The organism is Rhodanobacter aciditrophus (genome assembly GCF_050026795.1).
Taxonomy (GTDB): Bacteria; Pseudomonadota; Gammaproteobacteria; order Xanthomonadales; family Rhodanobacteraceae; genus Rhodanobacter_A.
The window spans coordinates 1-1,110 of sequence record NZ_JALBWP010000001.1 but is presented as its reverse complement, the minus strand read 5'-3'; the positions used below and the strand labels follow the sequence as shown (position 1 = coordinate 1,110).

1 protein-coding gene is annotated in these 1,110 nt (G+C 65.9%); it reads right to left on the bottom strand.

The window, feature by feature from the left end; translation table 11 throughout:
* Window positions 1-51: 51 nt before the first annotated feature.
* Window positions 52-1,110 (bottom strand): OmpA family protein (locus ACQGNW_RS00005; RefSeq protein ID WP_426661013.1); only part of this gene is annotated, 1,059 nt, incomplete at its 5' end.

Here is a 1,110-nt window from a genome sequence, read left to right as displayed (position 1 = left end):
GAAAAAGCCCGGCATGCGCCGGGCTTTTTCGTGACACTGCCGCAAGTCCGCTTACTGCTGGACCTGCAGTTCCACGCGACGGTTCTGCGCACGGCCCGCGTCGGTGGCGTTGTCGCCGATCGGGTTGTCCGCACCGTGACCGATCGGTCCTTCCAGACGGCTCGCGTCGATCCCGTGGCTGGTCAGGTAGTCGTACACGATCTGTGCGCGACGCTCCGACAGTGCCTGGTTGTACGCCGGCTTGCCCACGCTGTCCGTGTAGCCCGCCACCGTCACGTGCACGTCGGGATAGCGCTTCAGCGTATCCACCGCCTGGTCCAGGATCGCGATCGAGTCCGACGTCGGCACCGCCAGCGCCTTGTCGATTTCCGATGCGTGCACATGGCCCTTCTTCGGATAGTCGAACTTGAAGTTCACGCCACGCAGGTCGATCACCACCTTCTGCGGCGCCGGGGCTTCCACCGGGGCCGGAGCCGGCGGCGGCGGCGGGGCCACCGGAGCCGGAGCTGCCGGCACCGCGCCGAAGCGCGACACGATGCTCAGGCCCAGGAACCAGTCGCCGTAGCCGCTCTTGCTTGGCTGGCTCTTGTCGTCCCAGTCGTAGCGGTAGCCACCTTCCACGCGCACGTCGGAGCTGTCGGTCACCGACTTGGACAGACCCAGACCCAGTTCGGCCGCAGGCGCCCAGCCACTGTCCACCGGGTTCTTGTGGTGGCTGCCCATCACACCCGCCAGCAGGTAGGGGTGCCACGCAGTGCTGCCCAGGTAATAGCGCACGGCAACACCGAGGTTGTTGCTGGCCCATTTGCCCGCGTTATGGTCGATCTTGCGCTTGGTGCGGTCGAAGAACACGTCCACCGAGGTGTTGGACGAAAGGAACTTGCCCACGCCCAGGCCGTAGTAGAACTGGCGGCTGTTGGTGTTGCGATCCGTGTCGTTGTAGTAGCCGCCGATGGTCGGCGCGATGTACCAGCGGTCATCGAAACCCTTCGGCCACGCCGGAGCGGCGGCGCTATCGCTGCTGCCCGTGGTTGCCGCCGTGTTGTCCTGCGCGTGAACGGCGCCCACGCCGCCCAAGGCCAGGGCAACCATGAAATAAAGGCCCTTGTG